General features: G+C 72.5%; 12 protein-coding genes. 6 read left to right on the top strand and 6 right to left on the bottom strand.

Annotated elements, in window-relative coordinates:
* The first annotated feature begins 7 nt into the window (after positions 1-7).
* From tssL to DLJ49_RS05170, 4 genes are read left to right on the top strand one after another with little or no spacing between them, the layout of a single operon-like run.
* The gene (tssL, locus tag DLJ49_RS05155; protein ID WP_115392459.1) at positions 8-1,480 is read left to right on the top strand and encodes a type VI secretion system protein TssL, long form; all 1,473 of its coding nucleotides are present in this window, start codon (positions 8-10) and stop codon (positions 1,478-1,480) included.
* On the top strand, positions 1,480-5,049 hold the full coding sequence (tssM, locus tag DLJ49_RS05160) for a type VI secretion system membrane subunit TssM (RefSeq protein WP_115392460.1): 3,570 nt from the start codon (positions 1,480-1,482) through the stop codon (positions 5,047-5,049). The genes tssL and tssM overlap by 1 nt, the downstream gene beginning before the upstream one ends.
* 11 nt (positions 5,050-5,060) lie before the next feature.
* A complete protein-coding gene (gene tagF / locus DLJ49_RS05165) occupies positions 5,061-5,756 on the top strand; it encodes a type VI secretion system-associated protein TagF (RefSeq protein ID WP_158547394.1) in 696 nt (231 codons plus the stop codon).
* Positions 5,753-6,475, top strand: coding sequence for a PP2C family protein-serine/threonine phosphatase (locus DLJ49_RS05170; RefSeq protein WP_115392462.1), 723 nt, complete (start codon positions 5,753-5,755; stop codon positions 6,473-6,475). The genes tagF and DLJ49_RS05170 overlap by 4 nt, the downstream gene beginning before the upstream one ends.
* A gap of 10 nt (positions 6,476-6,485) precedes the next feature.
* Here DLJ49_RS05170 and DLJ49_RS05175 read toward each other — a convergent pair whose 3' ends face one another.
* Positions 6,486-8,669, bottom strand: coding sequence for a serine/threonine protein kinase (locus DLJ49_RS05175; RefSeq protein WP_115392463.1), 2,184 nt, complete (start codon positions 8,667-8,669; stop codon positions 6,486-6,488).
* Positions 8,670-8,674: 5 nt separating this feature from the next.
* Positions 8,675-9,247: an OmpA family protein gene (locus DLJ49_RS05180; RefSeq protein WP_115392464.1), complete on the bottom strand. Its 573-nt coding sequence runs from the start codon at positions 9,245-9,247 to the stop codon at positions 8,675-8,677.
* 173 nt (positions 9,248-9,420) lie between these two features.
* On the opposite strand from DLJ49_RS05180, the gene DLJ49_RS05185 reads away from it, so the two are divergent.
* Positions 9,421-10,284 (top strand): M15 family metallopeptidase, encoded by an 864-nt coding sequence (locus DLJ49_RS05185; RefSeq protein WP_115392571.1) that lies wholly within the window; start codon positions 9,421-9,423, stop codon positions 10,282-10,284.
* A gap of 7 nt (positions 10,285-10,291) precedes the next feature.
* Here the strand turns inward: DLJ49_RS05185 and DLJ49_RS05190 are convergent, their stop codons facing one another.
* The 4 genes from DLJ49_RS05190 to fghA all read right to left on the bottom strand — a co-directional run bounded on the left by DLJ49_RS05190 (position 10,292) and on the right by fghA (position 20,255).
* Positions 10,292-12,256 carry a caspase family protein gene (locus DLJ49_RS05190; RefSeq protein WP_233488750.1) on the bottom strand — a complete coding sequence of 655 codons (1,965 nt, stop codon included), beginning with the start codon at positions 12,254-12,256 and terminating at the stop codon, positions 10,292-10,294.
* 38 nt (positions 12,257-12,294) lie between these two features.
* Complete coding sequence (locus tag DLJ49_RS05195) at positions 12,295-17,637, bottom strand: two-partner secretion domain-containing protein (protein WP_115392465.1); 5,343 nt, start codon at positions 17,635-17,637, stop codon at positions 12,295-12,297.
* Positions 17,582-19,297, bottom strand: coding sequence for a ShlB/FhaC/HecB family hemolysin secretion/activation protein (locus tag DLJ49_RS05200; protein WP_158547395.1), 1,716 nt, complete (start codon positions 19,295-19,297; stop codon positions 17,582-17,584). Before DLJ49_RS05200 ends, DLJ49_RS05195 begins: the two co-directional genes overlap by 56 nt.
* 127 nt (positions 19,298-19,424) lie before the next feature.
* Positions 19,425-20,255 (bottom strand): S-formylglutathione hydrolase, encoded by an 831-nt coding sequence (gene fghA / locus DLJ49_RS05205; RefSeq protein WP_115392573.1) that lies wholly within the window; start codon positions 20,253-20,255, stop codon positions 19,425-19,427.
* 175 nt (positions 20,256-20,430) lie between these two features.
* Here fghA and DLJ49_RS05210 point away from each other — a divergent pair, with 175 nt between their 5' ends.
* Positions 20,431-21,714: a UbiA family prenyltransferase gene (locus DLJ49_RS05210; RefSeq protein WP_233488752.1), complete on the top strand. Its 1,284-nt coding sequence runs from the start codon at positions 20,431-20,433 to the stop codon at positions 21,712-21,714.
* The last annotated feature ends 1 nt before the right edge of the window (position 21,715 follow it).

The raw sequence follows: 21,715 nt of genomic DNA on the forward strand, positions 1-21,715 counted from the left end.
CTTGGCCATGGCGAGCGACGATCCATTCCGCGAGGACGACGGCGACCGGACGGTGATCCGCCCCAATCCCGGCGGGCGGCGCACCGCGCCCGCTCCCCCCTCCCCCGCCGCCCCCGCACCCGCCGCTGCCGACCCCTTCGCCGAGGCGCCTCGGGCCGTGCCCGCCGCGCCGCCCGGGCCGCAGGGCGGCGGCGAGGCGCAGGCGGGCGCCGTCGACGCCTTCGGCGTGCCGGTGACGGCGCCCGCGGGGCAGCCTGGGCGGGCGGCGGGCGAGGATGCCGACGAGGTCGTGCTGACCGGCATGAACCGTCTCAACGCCTGCGCCGCACCGCTCTTCGCGCTCGCCTCACGCATCCGCAACCGGGCGCAGCACCTCGACCCCGAGAAGCTGCGGCAGAGCGTGGTGGCCGAGATCCGCGCCTTCGAGAACCGCGCGTTGCAGGCGGGCATCCCCGCCCAGACGGTCAAGGTGGCGCGCTACGCGCTCTGCGCGCTTCTCGACGACGTCGTGCTCAACACGCCCTGGGGCGGGCAGTCGAGCTGGGGGTTGCAGAGCATGGTCGGTACGTTCCACCGCGAGACGGTGGGCGGCGACCGCTTCTACGACCTGCTCGCCCGGCTGGAAAAGCAGCCGGCCGAGAACCTGGAGATGCTCGAATTCCTCTACATGTGCCTGTCGCTCGGCTTCGAGGGGCGGCTTCGGGTCGAACAGAACGGCGCCGACAAGCACCTGCGCATCCGCCAGGGCCTCGCCCGGCTGATCCGGGCGCAGCGCGGACCGGTCGAGCGCGACCTGTCGCCGAGATGGAAGGGCGTCGACCGGCCGTTCAGGGCGCTTTCGGCGTGGCGGCTCGTCTACATCGCGCTCGGCGTGACCGGGCTGATCCTGATCGCGCAGTTCGCAACGTTGTCGAGCCTTCTGGCCAATCGCACCGAGAACCTGGTCGGCCGCCTCGCGGTGATCGACGCCGGCCCGCCCGCGCAGCTCCAGCGGCGGGCGCCGCCGCCGCCGCCCGCGCCGGCGCCGCCGACCGACCAGCAGCAGCTCGAAAAGGTGGCCGCCTTCCTTCAGCCCGAGATCGACGAGGGCATCGTCACGGTCTTTCGCGATGGCAACGTGCTGACGATCCGTGTCGCGGGGTCGGGCATGTTCGCCTCGGCGTCCGACCGGCTGGACCCCGTCTTCGCGCCAAAGATCGATCGCATCACCGAGGCGCTGAACGCCGAGCGCGGCCTGGTGATCGTGGTCGGCCACACCGACAACGTGCCCACCTCGACCGCGCGCTGGCCGTCGAACATGGCGCTGTCGCTGGCGCGTGCAAAGACCGTGATGGCGAAGATGGCCGAGAGGATGGACGACCCCGCGCGCCTGTCGGCCGAGGGCCGCGCCGACAGCGACCCGATCGCCGACAACGCCACGCGCGAGGGGCGCGCCGCGAACCGCCGCATAGAGATATTGCTGGTCAGGGAGGCTTCGTGATGATCCGCCGTGTTCTGCGCCTCGTCTTCCTGTCGGTCTATTCCGCGCTGTTCTTCTGCGCGGCGGTTCTGGCGGGCCTGCTGCTCTACTTCGGGCCGTTCCTGTCGACGGAGGGCTGGGCGCCCTTCGACACGCTGGCCTCGCGCCTGCTCGGGGCGGGCGCGATCCTTCTCGTCTTCTTCCTGATCGCGCTGACCGTCTTCTTCCTGCGGCGCCGCCGAGAGCGGAAGATGACGGAGGAGATCGTCGAGAGCGTCGACACGGGAGGCGAGGGCGCCGTCGCGGCGGGCGAGATCGACGAGCTTCGCGGCAAGCTGAAGGCGGCGATGGCCGCCCTGCGCAAGTCGAAGAACGGGCGCAGGCACCTGGCCGAGCTGCCGTGGTACGTGATGATCGGCCCGCCCGGCGCCGGCAAGACGACCGCCATCGTCAATTCGGGCCTCCAGTTTCCGCTCGCCGACGAAATCGGCAAGACGGCGGTGGGCGGCGTCGGCGGCACCCGCAACTGCGACTGGTGGTTCACCGACCGGGCCGTGCTGATCGACACCGCCGGCCGATACACCACGCAGGAAAGCGACGCCGAGCTCGACAATGCCGCGTGGCTGGGCTTTCTCGGCCTGCTGAAGAAACACCGCAAGCGCCAGCCGATCAACGGCGCGATGGTGGCGATCAGCCTGTCGGACCTGTTGATGTCCGACGAGCGGACGCGGGCCGAGCATGCCCGCGCCGTGCGCCGCCGCCTCAACGAGCTGCGCGAGAAGCTGGGCGTGCGCTTTCCGGTCTACGTGCTGTTCACCAAGGCCGACCTGATCGCGGGCTTCACCGAGTTCCACGACACGCTCGGCAAGGAGGAGCGCGAGCAGGTCTGGGGCTTTACCCTGCCGCTCGACGCCGCCAACGCCGAGGTGCCGCCGGTGGGGCGCTTCGACGAGGAGTTTGCCGCGCTCCTCGCTCAGCTCAACGCGCAGCTGCTCGAGAAGATGACGGCCGAGACCGATCACCAGCGGCGCTCGCTGATCGCGGGGTTCCCGGGACAGGTCGCCTCGCTCCGCCGGGTGGCACGCGACTTCCTGACCGAGACCTTCCAGGACAACCGCTACGAGGCGCGGCACCAGTTGCGCGGCGTCTACCTCACCTCCGGCACGCAGGAGGGCACCCCGATCGACCGGCTGATGCTGTCGATGGCGCGCACCTTCGGCATCGGGCGGCAGGCCATCGGCACCGGGCGCGGCACGGGGCGGTCGTTCTTCCTGACCCGCCTGTTCGAGGAGGTGATCTTTCCCGAGGCCGGCCTCGTCTCGGCCGACGACAAGGTGGAGCGGCGCTACCGCGTGACCAAGTGGGGCGCCGTGGCGGCGACCGTGCTGGTCGCCGCCACGCTCGGCACGCTGCTGACGCGCTCCTATTTCGGCAACGCGGCGCTGGTGGCGGAAGCGCAGGAGGCCGCGGCCGGCTACACCCGGGCCGCCGCCGTTCTGCCGCCCAGCCCCGTGGGCGACACCGACCTGCCGCCCATCGTCGAGGCGCTGAACGTCCTGCGCGACATGCCGGCGAACCCGGCCGTCGACACGCCCGAGCCCGAGGGGCGCCTGCGGTGGGGCCTCTACCAGGGCGAAGTGATCGGCACCTCGGCGGCGCAGACCTACCGAGCCGCGCTCAACCAGCGGTTCCTGCCGCGGCTGCTGCTGCGGCTCGAGGAGCAGATCACGGCAAACGTCAACGAGCCCGACGTGCTCTACGAGGCGCTGAAGGTCTACATGATGCTCGGCCTCGAGGGGCCGATGAACGCCGACCTCGTCAAGGCGTGGATGGCGGTCGACTGGCAGGTGTCGTTTCCCGGGCCGCAGCGCGAGGCGTTCCGCGCCGACCTTTCGGGGCATCTCGACGCCCTGCTGGGCCAGCCGATGCAGAAGATCGAGCTCAACGGCCCGCTGGTGGAGCAGGTTCAGGCCATCCTTGCCGAGATGCCGCTGGCGCAACGGGTCTACAACGGCATCCTCGGCTCGGACGCGGCGACCTCGCTGCCCCAGTGGCGCCTGACCGACGTGGGGGGGCCGGCCATCGGGCGCGTCTTCATCCGCTCGTCAGGCAAGGCGCTGAACGACGGGATCGAGGGCATCTTCACCCATCGCGGCTTCAACGACGTGTTCCTCGGCGAGGCGCTGGGCGTGGCCGAGCGCATCCAGCGCGACAGCTGGGTGCTGGGGCCGCGCGGCGAGTCGGAGCAGTCGGAACTGGCGCTCGCCCGTCTCAGCCGCGACGTGCTCGATCTCTACTACAACGACTACATCAGCCGCTACGACACGTTGCTCGGCGACATCGACATCGTGCCGCTGGAAAGCCTCGCCCATGCCGTCGAGGTGACGAACGTGCTGTCGGGGCCGACATCGCCGATCGTGAACGTGCTCGACGCGGTGGCGCAGGAGACGCGGCTGACCGAGCGGGGCGGCGCCCTCGGCGAATCCGAGCTGGGACAGGCCGCGCAGAACATCGTCGGCATCGAGGCCGAGGGTGCGCTGTCGATCCAGGAGCGCCTCCTGCTCGAGGCGCTGGCCCGCACCGCCCAGGCCGAGGGTGGCCCGCCCCCCGCGCCGCCCGGCACCTTCGTGGAAGAGCGGTTCGCCTGGCTGCACGCCCTGACCGAGCGCGCCAACGGCCAGCCCTCGCAGCTCGACGAGCTGATGGGGCGGCTGACCGAGGTCTACCAGGAGCTGAACCGGATGAGCTTTGCAGGGGTCACGGGCCCCGATGGCGGCGGCGCGCTCGTGCGCTTCCAGGAACTCGCCGCCCGCATCGACGGGCCGGTGCCGCGCTGGGCCTCGCAGATCGCCGCCGGCTCGTCCGGAATCACGGCCGAGGGCACGCGCGCCGCCTTCGACGCGCGGTGGAAGGCCAGCGTGCTGCCGTTCTGCCAGCAGGTGACCGAGAACCGCTACCCGTTCAACCGGCGCGCGCAGGCCGACGTGTCGATGACCGACTTCACCCGCCTGTTCGGCCCATCGGGCCTGATCGACGCGTTCTTCCAGGAGAACCTCGTCGAGCACGTCGACCGGAGCACAAGGCCGTGGACGTGGCGCAGCGCCAACGGCACCGACCTCGGCATCTCGCAACAGGTGCTCGAGGAGCTGCAGCACGCCCACGACATCAAGGAGGCGTTCTTTCCAGGCGGTGGCGGCGCCAACGTGCAGTTCCAGATCACGCCCGAGGCGCTCGACCCCTCGGCCGAGGCGATGACGCTCGAGATCGACGGACAGTCGGTGTCGTTCGCCCATCGCGGCGGTCTGCCCACGCCGCTCGCGGTGCGCTGGCCGGGGCCGGTGGGCCTGGCTCGCGTGGTGTTCGAGCCACCCACAGGCACCACCGAGAACGTGCTGTCGCGCGACGGGCCGTGGGCGGCGTTCCGGCTGTTCGACGCGGCCGAGGTGCGCAACACCAACGTTGCCGACCGCAAGCGCGTGATCTTCAACGTGGGCGGCCGCATCGCGATCTTCCAGATGCAGACGGGCTCGGTGCTCAACCCTTTCGCCCTGCCCGCGCTGGCGCAGTTCAGCTGCCCGGGATCGTTCTGAGGGCCGGGCGGGTGGAGGCGGCCCCCGGCACGGCCTTCGGGGCCTATGGCAAGATCCCGGGCCTCGGCGATTTCTTCCGGCTCAGCGCGCCGCCCGGCTTCGTCGAGCCGTGGGATGCCTTCCTGCAGCGCACGATCATCGAGGCGCGGGCGGCGCTGGGCGAGGGCTTCGACGCGGCGTTCATGTCGGCGCCGATCTGGCGGTTCACGCTTGCCGCCGGCCTCGCCGGGCCGCGCCCGGTCATGGGCGTCGTGATGCCCTCGGTCGATCGGGTGGGGCGGCGCTTTCCCCTGACGCTCGTGGTGCCGCTCGACGAGCGGGCCGCCCCGGCGGCGAGCCATTTCCGCGAGGGCCCGCTGTTCGTGCGCATGGAGACGCTGGCGCTCGCCATGCTCGACGACGGCGCCTCGCGCCCCGCGCTGGAGGAGGGGCTGGCCGCGCTGACCCCGCCCGCCCCAGCGCCCGACCCGGTGCTGCGGGCCGACGCGGGCACCCTGGTGCTGAGCCAGGGCCAGGGGCTTGAGGGGGCCTGCGCCGACGTGGCGGGCGGCCTGATTGCAGCGCGCCATGCCCGTCCCTCGCTCTGGTCGACCGAGGTCGGCGGCGTGCCGCGCCTGATGGTGGCCGAGGGTCTGCCGGGCCCGCGCGAGCAGGTGGCGCTGATCACGCTTCACGCCGCACTCTGGACGGAGGCCCGCCCGCTGTGAGCCTCGGAGACCGCGCCCGCTATTCCGCACGCACCCATGTCGGCCATACCCGCGCCGTGAACGAGGACGCGATCCTGTCGCTGCCCGAGCAGTCACTCTGGGTCGTGGCCGATGGCATGGGCGGGCACGAGGCCGGCGACTATGCCAGCCGCATGATCTGCGACATGGTGGCGACGATGCCGCCCGAGAGCCCGCCCGCCGACCGGCTGCGCCTGCTCCGCGACCTGATCGGCCGCGCGCACGACGAGATCCGCGCCGAGAGCGCGCGGCGCGGCGGCGCGACCATCGGCGCGACGGTGGTGGCGATGACCATGGCGCAGGAGCATTTCGCCTGCCTCTGGGCCGGCGACAGCCGCCTCTATCGCCTGCGTGGCGGCGAGATCGACATGCTGACCGAGGATCATTCGCTGGTCGCGGGCCTCGTCGCCTCGGGCACGCTCGGCTGGGATGAGGCCGAGCGGCACCCGCAAGCGAACACGATCACCCGCGCAGTGGGCGTGGGCGACGCGCTGGAGCTCGACAAGGTGACCGGCGCGCTCGCCCCCGGCGATCGCTTCCTGCTATGCTCCGACGGGCTGACCAAGTATGCCACATTCGCCATGTTGCGGCGCATCCTGTCGGAGGCGCCGATCGAGACGGTGGCCGACCGTCTGGTGCAGCTGGCGCTCGACGGCGGCGGTGCCGACAACATCAGCGTGATCGTGGTCGACGCGGTCTAGGGCCGTTGCCCTAGTTCTCGGCGGTGACGAACAGGCGGGAGTCGAGCGAGGTGACGCGCGCTTCGCCGTTGCGCTGCCCGTCGGTCAGCGCCTGCACGTAGCCCGGCCCCGACTCGGTCGTCGGTCGCATCGCGTCGAACAGCGGCGCGGTGGAGCGGATGGCGACGATCTTGCTCGTGCCGAGCGCCCGGTCGTCGACGCGGAAGGCGAGCTGCCCGGTGCCCTCGGCCTCGCTCAGCGGGTAGGAGAGGCGCACCGTCACCGCGCCCTCTCGCCCCTCGCGCAGGCTGGCGACGGCGTTGTCGGGTCGGTTGAGGTTGGGCAGCAGGTGAAAGACGTTGCCCGACACGTCGAGGAACGACACCGAGAGGTAGCCATCGGTCACGTCCGCCGGCAGCACCACGTCGATCACCGGGTTCTCGCCGACGAGAAAGGTGTCGCCCGCCTCCTGCCCCGGCGCCGCGCCTTCGGAAAAGCGGAAGGCAAGGCCGCCCGGCGGCGCCTCGGGCAGGTGCGGCTCGATCTCGCACAGGGCCTCGTTGAGCACCTGCGCCTCGATCTCGACCGGCCGGGGCGAGGCGGCGGCCGAGAGCGTCTCGCGCAGGGCCTCGCGCGTGGCGGGTGAGGCGACGCTGCCGGTCACCGCCACCGCCTGCCCAGGGCCGTAGCCCGTGGCGGGCGGATCGACCAGCGCGAGCGGGCCGCAATGGGAGAACTCGGCCAGGATGGCGCGAAGGGGCTCCACGGCCAGGAAGGGCGGCGTATAGGCGATGTCGACCGTGCCGGTCAGCGCGCCGGGCAGGCCGGGGGCGAGCGCGGCGCGCACCGCGTCGACGGCGGCGCGCTCGGCCCCGGTGCCGGTGACGCGCGCCGCATCGCCCGACAGAGCGACGCTATAGGTATCGAGCGGCTCGAGGATGTCGACCAGCGCCAGAACGTCGGCCCCCCAGCTCGGCGCGATGGGCCCGCGTGCGAGCGCCAGATCGGCGGTGCCGCCCTCTGCCGCCGCGCGGCCCGACAGCGCCTGAAGCACCTCCTCGGAGGGGACGTGCCCCGCGGCGTCCAGCGCGCCCGCCTCGCCGCGGTCGAGCGTCAGCTCGTAGGGCGCGACCTCGGGCAGGCGGGAGCCGCCGACCATGCCGGCCGCCCACAGGCCGGCGCCCACGGCGAGCAGCAGCGCGGCGGCGAGCCCGGCGAAGAGGGGCGCCCGCGAGCGGCCCGGCCTCGACTCCCCGGGCGGGGGAACAGATGGCGCCGGTCGCTCGGCCACGCCGGCGATCTCCTCGCGCGGTCGCGCGGCGGGCGAAAACACCGTGCGGTCGGCATCGTCGTCCGCCTCGGTTGCCGGCCCGGGGGAACCGCCGCCGGCATCCATGGCCGCGATCACCTCGGCCGCCGTCTGGAAGCGGCGGGCGGGGTCGGGGTCGGACATTCGGGCGATCAGCCCGCGCAGCGGCTCGGGCACGCCCTCGAGATCGAGCGGCTGCCCCTTCTTCTCGATCGTCTCCATCGGCGAGCGGCCCATGTCGGGCCGGGCGCCGCGGAAGCAGGCCAGCAGAAGCGCGCCGAGCGCGTAGATGTCGCTGCGCGCGTCGGTCCTGCCGGCCAGCTGCTCGGGCGCGGCGTAGGCGTATTTCCCGGCGAAGTCGTTGCCAACGATGGTCTCGGCGCCTGGGTTCGTATCCCTGGCGATGCCGAAGTCGATGATGACCGCCTGCGCCGGGTCGCCGTCACGAAGAATGATGTTGTCGGGCGACAGGTCGCGGTGGACGATGTTGCGCGCATGCGCCGCCTGCAGGCCACCCGCCACCCGGCGGCAGACGAGCAGCAGGTCGTCGGCCGCCATCGGCCCCTCGCGCATAAGCCGGTCGAGGCCGGGACCGTCGATATAGTCCATCAGCAGGTAGACGTGGCCGTCGGCGGTCCGGTGGTTCTCGGAATAGCGCACCACGGCCTCGTGGCGCACCTCGCGGATCTCTTCCTCGCGGGTCAGAAGCGCAAGATAATCCATGTTGCCGGCGAATTCGGGGCGCAGCACCTTGATGGCTACCGGCCGGCCCGAGATCTCGCTGCGGGCGCGGTAGACGGTGCTGGTGCCGCCCCGGCCCAGAACCGCCTCGATGCGGTAGGTGTTGTTGACCACGTCGCCGGGGCGGAACAGGTCGTCCGCGTGCGGGGCGTCCGCCTCGGACATGTCGCTCAGCCGAGCGCCTGGAACTCGACGCGGCGGTTGACGTCGCTGCGCGGATCGTCCTCGTCGTAGGGCGCGGTCTCGCCCATGCCGATCGCCTGGAGCCGGTCGGCGGCGATGCCGCACTCGTCGACGAGGTGGCGCTTCACCTCCTCGGCGCGCAGCTGCGACAGCGTCTTGTTGTAGTCCGCCGAGCCCGAGGCGTCGGTGTGGCCGATGATCTGGAACACGGAGACGTTGATGCCCTTCATCACCTCGCAGACGGCCGCAAGCTGCGGCTTCTGGTCGTCGCGCAGGGCGGCGCTGTCGAAGTCGAAGGCAATGCGCACATTCACCTGGTCCTCCGGCGCGACTGGCTGATAGGTGGCGCTCGTGACTTCCGTCGCGGCGTCGCTCTCGGTCTGCGCGGCGGCGGAGTCGCCACCGGTGGTCGGCACGACGACGAGGCCGCGTGTCTTCTGTTTCTGGAAGGCGTTCTGCATTTCTTCGGCCGTCATCGAGCCGTCATCCTGCGCCAGCGCGGGAGCGGCGGCGATAGAGAGGGCGAAAAGGGCAAGGGAGGCCAAGCGCGTCGGTGTCATGGGATCGCCTTTCCGGCACTGTTCGCGGACACGAAGAGGCTAGCCCAGCCCCACCGCCCTCACAATCGATTTGACGCGGACGTCGCCACGATCGGGCGGGAAGAGGCTTGATCGGGCCGGCCACGACCCACATAATCTTCGGTACCATCGCCCTCGAAGCGAGCGCTCCCCTGATGCGCCTACTCCCCGCCATCGTCATCGCCCTGGCCATCGTGCTGGCGCCCGTCCTGTGGGTGGTGCTGCCGCGCGTCCTGCCGGGCGACGAGACGGGCCTGGGGCCGGCGATCGACTCGGGCGCGCGCATCGAGATCGAGATGCTGAACCAGCAGGTCGAGGACCTGCGAATGCGCGTGGAGGAACTGGGAAACGCCCTGCGCGAGGTGGCGAGCCGACCGGCCGCGCCGAGCTACCAGCCCCAGGTCGCCGCGCCAGCCACGCCGCAGGCACTGCCCGACGCGCCCTTCGACGCCGACGGGAACAACCGGATCATCGACGCCTACGCGCAGGTGGTGCTGATCGCCAACCGTCGCGAGGTGAACGAGGGGCTGCAGATCGCGGGCGCGCGCTGGCTGCGCGACCAGTTCGGCCTGCCGCGCGAGAATCTCGACCAGACCTGCCGGGAAATGACCAACCAGCGCCTCGCCGCCAAGCTGGTGACAGAGGAGGTGGGGCCGATCCGCGTGCGGATGTTGCGGCCGGCGATCGACTCGCTGCGCACCGTGTTCGAGCGGATCGAGGCGACCGACCCCGATCTCTACGCCCGGATCAACACCGCCGGGTCGCTCTGCGTGCGGGCGATCCGGGGCGTGGCGGGGCGCGCCTCGACGCATGCCTACGGCCTCGCCGTCGACCTCAACATCGACGGCGCGCTCGACACGCTGGGTGACGGCAAGACGCAGCTGGGGCTGACCATCCTGGCCGACTTCTTCAAGGAGGAGGGCTGGGTGTGGGGCGCGTCGTGGCGGCGGGAGGACTCGATGCATTTCGAGGTCAGTCGCCAGAAGCTCGAAGAGTGGATCGCCGAGGGGAAGCTCTAGGCGGCGGTCAGCTGCCCAGCACCTCGGCCACGAAACCGCCGTTGCGCCATGCCTCGAGCGCCGCCCGCATGGCGGGGCCAGCGAGGCCGTCGATGGCCCCGGCGTAGAGGCCCGCCTGCGCCAGCCGCCCCTGCACCGCGCGGATCGTCTCGGGCGACCATGCGTCCGCGTTCTGCGTCAGTTGCGCCAGCGCCTGTCCATCGTCCGAGGCGGCGCCGCGCAGCAGCATGTCGGCGGCACGGCCGGCGTCCCGGCCCACGCCGCGGCCCTCGTCGAGCAGGATGGCGGCGGCGAGAAAGCCGCGGGGCTCGCCCAGCTGCGCGGCGCGGCGGAACCAGCCCAGCGCCTCGGCCTCGCGCCCCTCGCCCAGCGCGCCGTCCTGCGCAAGCACGCCGAGGTTGTAGGTGGCGATGGCCGATCCGCCGTCGGCCGCCTGCCGGAACAGAGCCACCGCGCGCGCGGGGTCTGCCGGCACGACCTGGCCGTTGAACAGCGCCACGGCAAGGTTGATCGCGCCGTCGGCGCTGCCCCCCTCGGCCGCCCGCTCGTAGAGCGCGAGCGCGCCCTGCGGGTCGCGCGGCACGCCGTCACCCGTCTCCATCAGCAGGCCCAGCGAGACCAGCGCGCGCAAATCGCCCCGTTCCGCCGCCTGCCGGTAAAGCGCCACGGCCTCGTCACGCGCGCCCGCCGCCGCCTTGGCCCGCGCGAGCAGCGCGACGTAGTGCGGCAGGTCGGGGAACCGGTCGACCGCCCGCTCACAGGCCGCCACCGCTTGCGCCGCCGTCGCCTCGAGCCGCGCGAAGGGCACGCCGGCGGTGTTCGCCGTGGCGTCGCGCGGATGGGTGGCGAGCTCTTCGCAGAGCCGTCCGTCGCCCATCTCGGCCTCGGCGGGCAGGGCGGCGGCCAGCGCCTCGGCCGCGGCACGGTGGCGCCCGTCGGGATAGAGCTCGAGGTAGTAGTCGGCCAGCTGCCGCAGCCGCGTGCGCTGCGCCAGCAGCCACAGCTGATCGCCCTCGGGGTCGGTCTCGGTCAGGCTGCGCCGCAGCGTGGGGGCCGCCGCGTCGGGCTCGTTCAGAAGGGCGAGCACGTCGCGGGCATGGGCGCCGCCGGGGTAACGCTCGACATAGAGCGCCATCAGGTTGGGGTCGCCCGTGCGCGCGGCCACCTGGTATAGCAGCGTCTCGGGCGAGGCCGCGGGCACCCCTTCGCGGAAGGCGAACTGCCGGGTGAGCGACGAGTTCTCCCACGGGATCTGCTGCCCTCCCGACGCGGCGATCACGTCGCGCCGCACGGCGATCATCATGTCGGTCAGCGATTGCGCGGGCGTGTGGATGTGGCTGAGCAGCGCCTCGGTGAAGGTGCCGTTGCGGCCGTCGCCGTCGAAGGCCACCGCGCCCGGCTGCGTGGCGTAGGAGATGAAGAAGTCGGCCCCGGTGCCGACCCGCGCCAACCCCCCGCCGATGCCCCCCGGGCTTTCCAGCCCGAGCGGGTTGTCGCGGCAGGCGTCGAGAAGGACCATGCGGATGCCCGGCGCCTGCTCGAGCGCCGTGATCACGTCGGCCAGCGGAACGGTCTGCGCGACGATCTCCTCCGCAGTGGCGGGCTGCAGGTCGGTCGGTACGAGGAAGTTCTCGCCGCCGACCGAGAAGGCGTGCCCGGCATAGTAGAACAGCGCCACGTCCGAGGTGGCGGCGGCCTCGGCGAAGCGGCCCAGGGCGTCGTCGGTCTGCGCCTGTGTCGCGTCGGTCACGGTGATGACGTCGAAGCCGAGGTCGCCGAGCGCGGTCGAGATGTCTTCCGCGTCGTTCAGCGGGTTGGTGAGGGCCGGCACCGCCGTGTAGCTGCCATTGCCGATCACCAGCGCCACGCGCCCCTCGGCCAGTGCCGGCAGGGTGGCGAGCGCGAGCACAAGTGCCGCCGCCGCGACCCGTAGCGGCGCCCCCATCCAGCCCGTGATTCCCGCCCGTCCCATGCGGCCTTGATAGCGCAGGGGCGGGCGGCGGCCCAAGCTCAGAGACCGACCGCGCGTTGCAGTTCGAGATCGACCGCGTCGATTGCGGCGAGCACCGTTCGGGCCTGCGCGCGGTAGGCGCCGGCGAGATCGGGGTCGTCGGCGCGGATCAGCGTGATCGCCTTGGTCACCTCTGCCTCGGCGGTCCGGAGCGCGGCGCGCGCCGCGCCAAGCGCCTCGGTCTCGATCTCGCGGCGCCGGGCAGGGTCGGTCACGCCGGCGAGGCGCTGCTCGGCCTGACGGCGCGCGCCGTCTATGCCCTGCCGCGCTACCTCGATCGAGGCCGAGACCGCCTCCATCGCCTCCGGCAGCTCCAGCACAGAGGGGTCGAGGGCGGCGGCGTAACGCTCGAGCGCCTCCGAGATGCAGCCAAGGAAGTCGGTCACCTGGTCCTCGCCCTGCCTGCATGCGGCAGCGGCCAGCGCCAGCTCGTCGGAGGCGCGCGTGATGGCGGCCAGGGTCGTCTCGGCCACCTCGAGCGAGCCGGTGACGCTCCGGGCCGATCCGGTGCCGAAGGCGAAGGCGCCCCCGCCCCCGGCTCCCTGTGCGGCAGGGGACAGGATCGAGGGCGTCTCGGCGTCGGCCGGGTTGGGTGGCGGCACGGTGACAAGGGGCGGCCGCTCGGGCGATGTCTCGGGCGAGGGCCCGGGGTCGGGCGGGTCGAGTGGCGGCACGACCGCGAGCGTGCCGGTGCCGTAGGCGATCTCGTAGTTTGGCAGGCCGCGCCCCTGCTCCGTCCCCGGGATCACGCCGATGGGAAAGGGGCTGCCGGCAGCGGATGCGTCTGCACTTGCGCCGGGGCTCTCGAGGCCGACGAACGTTACGGTATCGTCATTGCGCAGCCCCTGCGCGGTGAACTCGGTCCCCGCGAACGACAGCGTCACGCCCTCTGTCTTGGTCAGGTCGTCGGGGGTGATGGCGAGGGGGGCCCGAGCCACCTCGAGGGTGCCCTCCTCGATCTCGAGGGCGTAATTGTCGGCCTCCGGCCCCGACAGCGCGGCGTCCACGAGGATGGCGAAGGTGCCGGCGGGGGCGGTCACCACCGCGCCGTCGCTCGACAGCGTGACGGTCAGCACGTCGCCCGGCAGCAACTCCCCCTCGACGGCGAAGGCGAACTGGTCGAGCGCGAATCCGGGATCGCCGTAAACCTTGAACTGGTCCGATGCGATTACCGTCAGCGGCCGTGCGGTCACCTCGACGGCGGTCGGCGCATAGACGACATGGAAGACGGTGCCGGCACTGCCGGGTGCCTGCCGGCTGGGGAAGGTCACGCCGGGGGTCTGTCCTGCGGGCAGGGGCGGCAGGGCGAGGGTGCCGAAGACCGCAGACTCAGGGAGCGTCTCACCGCCCGGGCCGAAGACGTAGGTGCCGGGCCCGCCGACGAGCGTGCCGGTGGCGTCGGCCTCGGTGTCGCCGAACGCGACCCCGCCGGGAAAGTCGCCCACGATGGCGAACACGACCGGGTCGATGGTGTAGAGTTGCGGATACCGCGCCTCGCCCCCCGCATCGCCGGTCGTGCCGGGCGCCCAGGTGGTGGCGAAGTCCCACCCGGCGAGGCCGGAGAACGTCGTGGTGCCCTGCAACTCGGCCGTGGTCAGGCCGGTGCCGCCGGCCGAGGTGGCCAGCCCGCTCGTCTCGACGTCCCAGTAGGCGCCCGAGACGCCGCCGCCCGGGACCTCGCCCGCGAATCCGCCGATCAGGGGCGATCCGCCGGAGGCGGTGACGGCGCCGGTCGAGTAGCTGTCGGTCACCGTGGTGCTCGACACGTCTCTTCCGACGAAACCGCCGGCGGCGCCCCCGGTCGCATCGCCGAGCGCGACGGCGCCTCTGGCATAACTGTTCGACACGGTGCCGAAGTTGAGGCCGGTATGGCCGCCGGCCAACAGGTCGAAACCCGCGATGCTGCCGCCGTCGCCCGAAACGGCGCCGGTCGCCGCGCTGCGCTCGATGAGGCCCGTATTCGTCCCGGCGAAGCCGCCGAGCGTGGCGAAGTTCACCCCGTCCTCGTCGATGTCGGAGGCCGGCCCGGAAAAGCTCACCGCCCCGTCGGCGCGGGCGTCGATGATGTCGCCCGTGTTCTCGCCCACGAAGCCGCCGAAGGCGCTGCCTTCGTGGAACGGGGCATCGCCCGAATAGGCCACGGCACCCAGGGCGCGCGAGGCCGCGACCGACCCCGCGTTGCGGCCCACGAGGCCGCCCGCGACGGCGTTGGAGCCCGACGCGAGCGTGATGTCCGTAGTCGCTGTCACGTCCGTGATCGTCCCGCCCGACAGGTTGAAGCCGACCGCGCCGCCCACTTCGTCGTCGAACCACGTCTCGCCGCCGGACTCGGGCACTCCGCCGCGGGGCGGGCCGGAAACCGCGATGCTGCCCGCGGCGGAAGATGACGAAAGGGTGCCCGCGTTCGCGCCGACAAGGCCGCCCGCCGCGACCGGAGCGAGGTCGGACGCCTCGGCGCCGCCCGTGACCGACAGCGCCACCTCGGTCGATACGCCCTCGAGCGTGCCCAGGTTGAACCCGACGGCGCCGCCGAGTTCGGCGTAGTTCGCCGCGCCCGCGTGCGGGCTGCCGCCCGGGAACAGGGGCAAGGGCAACGGCGGCCCGTCCCCATCGTTGCCCGGAGGCGGCGGCGGAGGTGGGGGTGGGGGTGGAGGCGCCACATCGACGAGAGACAGAGCGCCCGAAAAGGAGCTGGCCGAGAGCGCCCCGCCGGCCGCGAGCTCTCCCAGAAGGCCGCCGGCGAACATGGACTGGGTGAACGGCGCGAGCGTCCCGTCGAACGACAGACCGCCCGAGACGGTCACGCCCGAGATCGCGGTCGGCCCTATGGCGCGGGCGGCGAGGCCGCCGGCGAAGGCGACGGGGGCGGTGGCGAAGTCGATGTCGGCCAGAGTCAGGTTGCTGACGGTGGCGCCGTCCAGCCCGCCGAACATGCCGACCACCGGGTCGAGCGACAGGTCGCGCGCGTCGAGGCCGGGCTCGCGGATGGTCAGCCCCGAGACGGTGAAGCCGCGCCCGTCGAGGCTGCCCGAAAAGTAGGGCACCGAGACGGATGCGAAATCCTCGATCGAGCCGAGCGCGCCGATCGGCCGCCAGCCGAGCGCGACCGAGCCGAAATCATTCCATCCGGCGCTGCCCGAGGCGTCGATGTCGGCGCCGAGGGCGAAGCTTGCGGTCGAGAACTCGCCCCAGCCCGCGCCCTGGAGGCCGAAGGCGTCGACGATCACGTAAGGGTCGGCCGCGCTGCCCGTGCCGCCCGTGGCGCGGAGGAACGACGCCTCGCCGGTACGCAGGCGGAAGTCGTCCGCGGCGAAGGCGGGCAGGGGGCCGAGCTGGGTCCACGTGCCGAGATCGAGCGAGAAGACGTCGACATCGACCGCACCCGTGGCCGAGATGCCCCCCGGGGCCTCGAGGGCGAGGCGGCCCGATGGCGCAAGCACGTCGCCATCGAGCCGGATCTGGCCGGTCGGATCGACAAGGCCCGCGGCTAGCAGCACCGCCTGGTCGTTGCCGGGGATGGCGGCCACGATATCTCCGGTCGTCTCGATCCGCCGATCCGCGAAAACGCTCGTGTCGGGCCCCTCGATGTCGCCGTTGAGGATGGCGTCGCGCGCCGCGTCGGCGAACACCCGGCCGCTGCCGGGCGAGCGGATGTCGCCGTCGATCACGATATCGCGCCCCGCGAACAGGTCGACGGCGGGCGTCTCGGTGCCGAGCATCGAGATGGTCGAGCGCAGGCTGATGTCGCGCGCCGCGTCGAGGATCAGGGTGAAAGAGCTCGACCACTCGATGTCGCCGGCCACGGTGATGTCGCCCGCATCCGAGCCGAGGTCGAGGTCGAACGGCATCGCGTTGATCTCGTCCAGGCCTGCCGTCTTGACGGTCACGGCGGTGGTGGCGAGCAGCGTCTCGATCTGTTCGGTCGTGTAGATGCCGGGGGTGACGCCTGGCGCGCAGCTGCCCGGCGCGAAATCGCACACCAGCACGTCGGTCGGGTCGAGCAGGAAGGTGCCCCCGGCGCCCAGCGGGGCCGAGGTGTCGACCGCACCGGCGAAGCGCAGGGCCCCGGGGCTCGACGCCTCCACGAATCCGCCGTCGCCCTCCGCGGAGCCGCCACGCGCGGTGAGCAGGCCGAACACGCTCGCCTCGGTATCGGCCCAGAGCACGATCGAGCCGCCATCGCCCGCCTCGGTCGCGTCGGCGCTGACGACCGCACCGGCGTCCATCGCAAGGCTCTCGGCGCGCGGCAGGGGGCCCTGGCCCTGGATGTCGCCGCCGATCCGCACCCGGCCGCCGCCGCCCGGCCCGTCAGCCCGGATCTCGGCGCCGAGCGCGAGCTCGATCCGCTCGCCCGTGACGAGGATCTCGCCTCCCTGCGGCCGCACGGCCGGGCGGGGCGACGCCTCGACCAGCACGCGCGAGGGAGCGGCGCCGGCATCGACGCGGCCCGTCGCCCGCACGGTGCCGCCCGGGCCGCCGCCCAGCACGATGGCGCCCGACCGGCCCGACACGCTGCGTGCCTCGGTCACGCCCGACAGGTTGACTACCCGCCGCGCTGCATTGCGCGCGGTCGCGGCCGAGATCTCGACCCGTCCGCCATCGGCCGAGACGCGGCCGGCCTGCTCGATCAGCACCTCATCGTCGGTATCCGACGGCAGTGCGATCTGCAGGAAGCCGTCGCCTGTCAGGTCGAGCGTGGCGCGCTCGCCCGCGCCGAGGCCGATCCGCCCCATCGGCGCGGAGATCGTGCCGGTATTCGTGACCTTGCCGCCCAGGAGCGCCGCGAAGCCGCCCTGCGCCACGGCGATCGTGCCGTGGTTGGCCACGGCCGCCGACGAGCCGGCGCCGGAGAATCGCAGGCGCCCGGCCTCGAAATCGCCGTTGGCGATGTCGAGCGTCGAGGCCACGAAGCTGCCCGTCTCGACCCGCCCCGACGGGCCGACCACGACGCCGTGCGGGTTGACGAGGATGACCTGCCCGTCGCCCGTCACCGTGCCGTCGATGCGGCTGCCGAGGGGGCCCGTCACCCGGTTCAGCACGGCCGAGTCCGCCCCCGGCTGGGCGAAGTCGACCGCCCCGCCCGCGTCGACGCTGAAGCCGTTCCACTCGACGATGGCGCGCGGCGTCGTCTGGGTGATCTGCATGCGCCCGGCGCCGGGCGTGGCGATCGACGCGCCGCCCGAGACGACGGTGCCGCCGGTCGGCAGCTCCTGCGCCAGCGTCGGCAGCGGGCAGAGCGCGGTCGTCAGCAGCGCCGTGCAGAGGCGCAGCCGGCGGCAGCGGCGGTCAGAAGCGATAGCTCGCAGCGATGGAGAGCGCCGTCCGGTCGTCCTCGTCGTCATCGCGCACTCCCCTTCCCAGCTCGATCCGCAGGGCTGCGTTCGAGAAGCTGTCGTCGAACGGCGTGAACAGGTCGAGGCCCACGCCGAAGGCCGAGGCGGCGGTGGTCTCGCGCTGGCCCGGACCCGGCTCTGCCAGCGTGACGGCCCCGGTGGCCGCGAACGCGTAGGGCGACAGGCCGAGCGGCAGGCCGCCCGCCTCGGTCACCCATTCGCGGGCGACCTCGCCCCGCAGCACCCAGCCCGAGTCGCCGGTCAGCGTGCCGGTGTCGAGCGGCGAGATCTCGCGCTCGGTGGCGATTCCGAATTGCTCCGCCACCGCAAGCGGCTCGCCGAACGAGGTCTGGGCGCGGCCGTTCACGGTGAGTGCCCACGCCTCGCCCAGCGGCGCCCGGTAGCGGCCCGACAGCACGAGCTTGGCGAAGTCGGCGTCGGTGCCGGGACGCGAGAGCGGCACTGCGCCCGTATCGTCGGCCGAACGCGCGCCGCAGCAGTCGAGGCCGAACGACAGTTCGCTCCCCACCTCGATCGTCGCGTTCGTCTCAGTCTGCCAGAAGGCGTCGGCCGCCAGCCGCAGGATGCGCAGATCGTCCTCGTAGACCGGGATGGCCCCCGCCGCCGTGTCGACGTCGAGCCGGTCGCGCTGGGCGTCGAACGACAGCCGCGTGGTCAGGTTGAAATCGCGCGAGCGCACCCAGGGGTAGAACAGCCGCACCGAGCTGCGCTCGAACTCGCTGGGAATGTCGGGGTCGATCTCTTCGGGATTGGTCTGGCTGATCGTGTGCTCGAGATTCAGCGTCAGCCCGTCGGTGCCGAGTGGCACGACCGCGCCGAAGCTGAGCGTGCGCAGCACCGGCTCGGCCGCGAAATCGCCCTCCGGGTGACCCGAGAGGCGCGCGTAGAGCGACTCGCCGAAGCCGAGAAGGCCGTTCAACTCCACCCCGGTGTCGAACTTCCAGCCGCCGAGGCTGTCGGACAGCGAGTTGTCGAGGCCGGCAAAGCCCGTCACCCCGCGATACTCCGGGTCGAGGATCACCACCGTGCCGCCGGGCGAGGCGCCGGCCTGGAGGGCTGAGCCGAGCGCGACGCCGTAGGTGTCGCCCGCGAGCAGGATCTGGCGCTCGAGTTCCGAAAGGGTCAGGCCGCGGCGGCCCACCAGCGGGTCGGTCAGCGCCGCGAGGCGGTCGCGCACCGGGGCGGGCGCGGCCCGCAGGTCGACCGATTCCACGAAGCCGTCCACCACCTGAAGCCGCAGCGTGCCGCCGTCGACCAGCCGTTGCCGGGGCAGCACGACGCGGGCGAGCACGTAGCCCTCGTTGGCATAGGCCTGCTCGAGCTCGGCCGCTGCCTCGAACAGCTCCGATGCGCGGATGCGCCCCGCCGTCAGCCGCTGGCGGAGCGCCTCGGTCGGCACCTCCATCCCCGGCAGGGTGCCCTCGACCGCGACGTCGCCCACCAGGATCGTCAGCCGCTCAGCGCCCGCCGGCGCCGCGAGGCCGGGCGCGCCGGAAAACACAAGCGCGCCGCGCAGCGGCTGCGTCGGCGGCACCGCCTCTGCCGGCGTCACCTGGCTGGCGGTCTGCGCGAGGGCGGCAGACGCCGCCGAGAGGCCCGCGAAAATGGCCGCCGCGAAACGGAACTTGGGCTGGCGCGAAGTGGCCACGGGCGATCTCCCAGAGGGGGTGGGAACAGGCGCATGCAGGCACATCGGGTGCCGCCACGCAAGCCGCGAGCCGACCCGGCGCCGGATTGCCGGAACCGCTGCGGCAGCCCTGCATCCTTACATGGGGTCAGAGGCCGAGCGCCTCGGCGTGGAAGTCGACGTGATCGCCCATGAAGGTCGAGATGAAGAAGTAGGAGTGATCGTAGCCCGCCTGCAGCCGGAACTCGCCCGGCTGGCGGCGGGCGGCCATCGCCTCGGCCAGCGCCTCGGGCTTGAGCGTGTCGATGAACTGGTCGGCCGTGCCCTGGTCGACCAGCACAGGCGCGTCTATGCCGCGGGTGCGCATCTGCAGGGTTGCGTCATGGCGCTCCCATGCCGCTTCGTCGTCGCCGAGATAGGCCGAGAGCTGCTTGCGCCCCCAGTCCGACGTGGAGGGGTGGGCGATGGGCGCGAAGGCCGAGACCGACAGGAACCGGCCGGGATGCGCCGCCGCTATGGTCAGGGCGCCGTGCCCGCCCATCGAGTGCCCGCAGATCGCCTGCCGGCCGAGATCGACCGGGAACTCGGCGCCGAGCAGTTCGGTGAGATCCTTCGTGACATAGCTCCACATCGAGTAGTGCGGCGCCCAGGGCGCCTCTGTCGCGTCGACGTAGAAGCCCGCACCCTTGCCGAGGTTGTAGGCCTCGTCGTCGGCGACCTGATCGCCCCTGGGCGAAGTGTCGGGAAAGACCACCGCGAGGCCCGCGCGCGCGGCATGCGCCTGAGCGCCCGCCTTCACCATCGCGTTCTCGTGGGTGCAGGTGAGGCCAGAGAGATACCACAATAGTGGCACCGGCCCGTCCTCGGCCTGCGGCGGAAGGTAGAGGCCAAAGGTCATCTCGCAGCCCGTGCTCGCGGCGTCGTGGGCGAAGACGCCCTGCGCGCCGCCGAAGCACCTGTTCTCGGAAACGGTCCGCATAGAGCCCTCCTCGTGCCGGTCGATCTCGACGCCGCCTGCCATGGATCGCGGGCCCGGGCAAGGCGAGCGGCGTTGCGCCGGTGGCCCACCTCGTGCGCCATTCGCCCGACTTTCGGCTACAGGCCGCCCCCCGGTGCCGCTAAGGTCGCCCGCAGCGGAAAAGTGCGAGGGGAACGTGGAACAGGGTCTGGCCGAGGCGGAGACGGGGCAGGGCGCCGCGCTCGTGGTGCCGCTCGAGGGTGTGCTGTGCCGCACCAGCCTCGCCACAGAGCGGCTGGTGCAGGGGGTCGCGGCCGACCCGCTCGGGGCGCTGAGAGGTCGGTCGCGCAGGCGGCCGCTGCCCCCCGAGGCGCTGCCGCTCGACGCAGGGGCGCTCGAGCGGGTGCGGGCGGCCCGCGCCGAGGGGCGCCGCACCATCCTCGTCACGGCGGCCGACCACGAACAGGCGCGGGCCGTCGCCGACGGGCTCGGGCTGTTCGACGCCGTGGTGGCCGACGCGCCCGAAGGCGCCGATCGTGCAGCCCGCCTCGCCGAGGCGGCCGGGCCCGGGCCCGAGGTGCTGCCCGCGCGCGCCAGGGCCAGCCTGTCGGCCGGGGCGGTGGTGCGCGCGATGCGGCCGCACCAATGGTCGAAGAACCTGCTGATCTTCCTGCCACTTCTGGCCGCGCACGACGTAGCGGGCATCGGTGCGGCGCTCGCGGCCTTCGTCGCCTTTTCGCTTACCGCCTCGTCGGTCTACGTGCTGAACGACATCGCCGATCTCGCCGCCGATCGCGCCCATCCGCGCAAGCGGCACCGGCCCTTCGCGGCCGGCGAGGTGGCCGTGGGCGCCGGTCTGGCCGTCGCGGCCGCGCTGCTCGCCCTCGCCGCGGCGGTGGCGCTCGCCTTCACGCCGCCCGTCTTTTCTCTCGTGCTCGTGCTCTACTATGTCGCGACGTTCGCCTATTCCTTCTGGCTGAAGCGCAGGCTCGTCATCGACGTGATCACCCTGGCCGGCCTCTACACGATCCGGATCGTCGCGGGGGCGGCCGCCTGCGCCATTGCGCTCTCGCCGTGGATGCTCGGCTTTTCGATGTTCCTCTTCCTCGCCCTCGCGGCGGTGAAACGGCAGGCGGAGCTGGTCGACATGCTGGCCGAGGGGAAGGAGGAGCGCGCGGGCCGGGGCTACGTGCCCGACGACCTGCCGGTGATCCGCGCGATGGCGCTGGCGGCGGGCTATTCCGCGGTGCTCGTCTTCGCGCTCTACGTCTCGTCGGACGAGGTGACGGCGCTCTACACGCGGCCCGAGGCGCTGTGGCTCGTCTGCCCGCTGCTGCTCTACTGGATCAGCCGGATGGTCATGGTCACCCACCGGGGGCGGATGGACGACGATCCGATCGTTTTTGCCGCGACCGACAAGGTAAGCCTCGCGGTGGTGGTCGTGGGCGCGGCGATCTTCGTGGGCGCGAGCCTTGGCTGAC

The organism is Rhodovulum sp. 12E13, from assembly GCF_003340565.1.
In the GTDB taxonomy this organism is placed as follows: Bacteria; Pseudomonadota; Alphaproteobacteria; order Rhodobacterales; family Rhodobacteraceae; genus HLUCCA09.